General features: G+C 65.9%; 5 protein-coding genes. All 5 read left to right on the forward strand.

All coding sequences use genetic code 11. From position 1 onward, the window contains the following. Positions 1-33 precede the first annotated feature (33 nt). Complete coding sequence (gene lepA / locus JWP65_RS06470; RefSeq protein WP_299761661.1) at positions 34-1,845, forward strand: translation elongation factor 4; 1,812 nt, start codon at positions 34-36, stop codon at positions 1,843-1,845. Positions 1,846-1,936: 91 nt separating this feature from the next. Further along, positions 1,937-2,902, forward strand: coding sequence for a signal peptidase I (gene lepB / locus JWP65_RS06475; RefSeq protein ID WP_299761673.1), 966 nt, complete (start codon positions 1,937-1,939; stop codon positions 2,900-2,902). A gap of 24 nt (positions 2,903-2,926) precedes the next feature. After that, on the forward strand, positions 2,927-3,283 hold the full coding sequence (locus JWP65_RS06480; RefSeq protein ID WP_299761664.1) for a DUF4845 domain-containing protein: 357 nt from the start codon (positions 2,927-2,929) through the stop codon (positions 3,281-3,283). A gap of 8 nt (positions 3,284-3,291) precedes the next feature. Then, a complete protein-coding gene (rnc, locus tag JWP65_RS06485; protein WP_299761667.1) occupies positions 3,292-3,975 on the forward strand; it encodes a ribonuclease III in 684 nt (227 codons plus the stop codon). After that, the coding region (gene era / locus JWP65_RS06490) for a GTPase Era (RefSeq protein WP_299761670.1) at positions 3,972-4,662 on the forward strand (691 nt) is incomplete at its 3' end. The genes rnc and era, both read left to right, overlap by 4 nt.

Genomic DNA, 4,662 nt, shown 5'->3' on the forward strand with positions numbered 1-4,662 from the left:
CCTTTTGAATCAATCACTTGAACGTTCCCGTTGATGAATCACATCAGAAACTTCTCGATCATCGCGCACATCGACCATGGCAAATCGACGCTCGCCGATCGCTTGATCCAGCGTTGCGGCGGCCTCTCCGATCGCGAGATGCAAGAGCAGGTCCTGGACTCGATGGACCTCGAGAAGGAGCGTGGGATAACCATCAAGGCGCAGACCGCTTCGCTGACGTACAAGGCGCGTGACGGACAGGTCTACCACCTCAATCTGATCGACACGCCGGGCCACGTCGACTTCTCCTACGAAGTGAGCCGCTCACTGTCCGCATGCGAAGGCGCGCTGCTCGTGGTCGATGCGAGCCAGGGCGTCGAAGCGCAGACCGTCGCCAATTGCTACACCGCGCTCGACCTGGGCGTGGAGGTGGTGCCGGTTCTGAACAAGATGGACCTGCCGCAGGCCGACCCGGAGAACGCGAAGCTGGAAATCGAGGACGTGATTGGTATCGACGCCACCAACGCGATCCCGTGCTCGGCCAAGACCGGCATGGGCATCGACGAGATCCTCGAGGCCGTCGTCGCCCGCATGCCGCCGCCGCGCGGCAATCCGGACGGCCCGCTGCGCGCCATGATCGTCGACAGCTGGTTCGACAGCTACGTCGGCGTGGTGATGCTGGTGCGCGTGGTCGACGGCAAGCTCGCCAGGGGCGACCGCATCAAGCTGATGGCCACCGGCGCCACCTACGAAGCCGGCAGCCTCGGCGTCTTCACGCCGTCGTCCTCGCCGCGCGAGTCGCTGTCGGCCGGCGAGGTGGGCTTCATCATCGCGGGCATCAAGGAGCTGCAGGCGGCCAAGGTCGGCGACACCGTCACGCTGATCAAGACCGGCACCGGCGGCGCCGCCGCCACCGCCACCGAGGCCTTGCCCGGCTTCAAGGAAATCCAGCCGCAGGTGTTCGCTGGTCTCTACCCGGTGGAATCGAACCAGTACGACTCGCTGCGCGACAGCCTGGAAAAGCTCAAGCTCAACGACGCTTCGCTGCACTACGAGCCGGAAGTGAGCCAGGCGCTGGGCTTTGGTTTTCGCTGCGGCTTTCTCGGCCTGCTGCACATGGAGATCGTGCAGGAGCGGCTCGAGCGCGAGTTCGACCAGGACCTGATCACCACCGCGCCGAGCGTGGTGTACCAGGTGGTGCGGGCCGACGGCGAGGTGGTGATGGTGGAGAACCCGGCCAAGATGCCGGACCAGGGCCGGATGGAAGAAATCCGCGAGCCTATCGTCACCGTGCACCTGTACATGCCGCAGGAGTACGTCGGCGCGGTGATGACGCTGGCCAACGTCAAGCGCGGCATCCAGAAAAACATGGCCTACCATGGCCGCCAGGTGATGCTCACCTATGAGATGCCACTGGGCGAGATCGTGCTCGACTTCTTCGACAAGCTCAAGTCGGTCAGCCGCGGCTATGCCTCGATGGACTACGAGTTCAAGGAGTACCGCGCTTCCGACGTGGTGAAGGTCGACATCCTGCTCAACGGCGAGAAGGTCGACGCGCTGTCCATCATCGTGCACCGCAGCCAGTCGCAGTACCGCGGCCGGGCGGTGGTGGCCAAGATGCGTGAAATCATTTCCCGCCAGATGTTCGACGTGGCGATCCAGGCCGCGATCGGCGCCAACATCATCGCGCGCGAGAGCATCAAGGCGCTGCGCAAGAACGTGCTGGCAAAATGCTACGGCGGCGACGTCAGCCGCAAGCGCAAGCTCCTCGAAAAACAGAAGGCAGGCAAGAAAAGAATGAAGCAGATCGGCTCCGTCGAAGTCCCCCAGGAAGCTTTCCTCGCCATCCTCCAGGTCGAAGACTGATGGTGAACCCCCACGCTCCCCACTCCGTGTGGTCGCTGCCCCCCGAGGGGGCGCAGGCCTTCCTTGAGGCGGCTCGGCGGGAGTCCTGATGATGCCCGTCATCACAGCCGCGGTGCTCGCGGCGTTCGTCGGCTATGCCGGCGCCTGGTATTTCGAGATGGTCGAGGGCAACTTTGCCCTGCTGCTGTTCATGGCGACCGCCGTCACCGGCGTCTACTGGATTGCCGAGCGGCTGTGGTTCCTGCCGCGCCGCCGGCGCGCCGCCGCCGAACTGGTGGCCAGCGCCGGCGAGCGCAACGCCCGCCTGTCGGCCCAGGGCATCGCCCCGGTGGACCCCAAGCTGGCCGAGGCCAGGCACCGCATCCTGGCGCAGCCCTGGTGGCTGGACTGGACGGCCGGCCTGTTCCCGGTCATCCTGGCCGTGTTCGTGCTGCGCTCGTTCCTGTTCGAGCCGTTCAAGATCCCGTCGGGCTCGATGATTCCGACGCTGGAGATCGGCGACCTGATCCTGGTCAACAAGTTCACCTACGGTCTGCGACTGCCGGTGCTGCACAAGCGGCTGACCGAAGGCACCGCTCCCAAGCGCGGCGACGTGATGGTGTTCCGCTACCCGCCCAAGCCCTCGCTCGACTACATCAAGAGGGTGGTCGGCGTGCCGGGCGACGAGGTGGCCTACCTGAACAAGCGACTGACCCTGAACGGCCAGCCGGTGCCCACGGTGCGGCTGCAGGACTACTTCGAGCGCGATGCCATGCGCTACTTCCGCCACTATGAAGAGCAGCTGGGCGAGCGCAAGCACCGCATCCTGACCGACGACGACCGCCCCGCCTTCGTGGCCGGCGCCGACAATTTCGAGTTCCGCGAGAATTGCCGCTACAGTGTCGAAGGGGTCGTGTGCAAGGTGCCGGCAGGGCACTACTTCGTCATGGGCGACAACCGCGACAATTCGCTCGACTCCCGCTACTGGGGTTTCGTGCCGGAGCGCAACATCGTGGGCAAGGCTTTCCTGATCTGGATGAACTTCGGGAGCCTGGGCCGCGTGGGCACGTTCGACTAGAACTTATAGGCAGAGGGAAGAACAATGACGGGCAAATCGAGGCAGAGGGGCATCTCCTTCATCATGCTGATCTTCGTGGTCGCGGTGCTGGCGGCCGTGGGCCTGGTGGGGATGCAGGCGTTTCCGACGGTGCTGGAGTACCAGGCCGCGCTCAAGGCGATCAACAAGTCCAAGGAGGCCGGCACCCCGCAAGAGGTGCGCAGCCTGTTCGACCGCGCGGCCCAGATCGACAACATCACCGCGATCACGGGCAAGGACCTGACGATCGCCAAGAACGGCGACGACACCACGGTGTCCTTCGGCTACGACAAGGAATTCCACCTGTTCGGACCGGCCTTCCTGGTGCTCAAGTACCGCGGCTCCTCGCGGCCCGGCCGCTAGTCTTGGCGGTGGACGACGCGCTGGCGGCGCTGCAGGATCGATTGCAGCACCGGTTCAATGATCCCCGCCTGCTCGCGCGCGCCCTCACGCACCGCAGTTTTTCGGCCGAACACAACGAACGGCTGGAGTTCCTTGGCGACTCGGTGCTCGACCTTGCGGTTGCCGCACTGCTCTACCAGCGCCTGAAAGACCTGCCCGAAGGCGACCTCTCGCGCGTGCGGGCCAACCTGGTCAAGCAGGACACGCTGCATGGGCTGGCGGTCACGCTCGGGCTGGCGGGCATGCTGCGGCTGGGCGAGGGCGAGGCGCGCTCCGGCGGCCACAAGCGGCCCTCGATCCTGGCCGACGCGCTGGAGGCGCTGATCGGCGCCGTCTACCTGGACGCCGGCTACGGCGCCGCCGAGGCGCTGGTGCAGCGGCTGTTCGGGGAACTGGACATCCAGCCCGAAATGCCGGCCGCCGCCAAGGATCCCAAAACCGAACTGCAGGAAGCTCTGCAGGGCCGCAAGATGCGGCTACCCGTGTATCGCGTGGTCGGCACCCTGGGTGCCGCACACAAGCAGACATTCGACGTAGAGTGCGAGGTGAGCGAACTCGGCCTGGTCGAGCGCGGCATCGGCGCCTCGCGCCGCGCCGGCGAGCAGGCCGCGGCCGCGGCGATGCTCATTGCCCTGAAGAACCGACCGAAATGACCGATCCCCAGCTTCCCGCCCCCGACCCGCAGCAGCCCGCCACCGAGGCGACGGACCAGCGCTGCGGCCTGGTGGCCATCGTCGGCAAGCCCAACGTGGGCAAGTCGACGCTGCTCAATGCGCTGGTCGGCCAGAAGATCAGCATCACCTCGGCCAAAGCCCAGACCACGCGGCACCGCATCACCGGCGTGCGCACGCAAGGGCTGACGCAGTTCGTGTTCGTCGACACGCCCGGCTTCCAGACCCGGCACAGCTCCGCGCTGAACCGCTCGCTGAACAAGGCCGTGACCGGCGCGATCGCCGACGTCGACGTGGTTCTGTTCGTGGTGGAGGCCGGCAACTTCACGCTGGGCGACGCCAAGGTGCTGGCGCTGCTCAAGCCGGGCATTCCGGCGCTGCTGATCGCCAACAAGCTCGACCAGGTGCACCGCCGCGCGGAGCTGGCGCCGTGGCTGCGCGACATGCAGCAGCGCCACGCGTTCACCGAATTCGTGCCGATGTCGGCCAAGTCGCCCAAGGACGTCGAGCGCCTGCTCGCGGTCTGCGAAAAATTCCTGCCCAACCAGCCCTGGTGGTATGGCGAGGACGAACTGACCGACCGCAGCGAGAAGTTCCTGGCCAGCGAGATGGTGCGCGAAAAGCTGTTCCGCCTGACCGGCGACGAGCTGCCCTACACCTCCGCGGTGG

This window comes from Ramlibacter sp. (assembly GCF_028292805.1).
In the GTDB taxonomy this organism is placed as follows: Bacteria; Pseudomonadota; Gammaproteobacteria; order Burkholderiales; family Burkholderiaceae_C; genus Ramlibacter.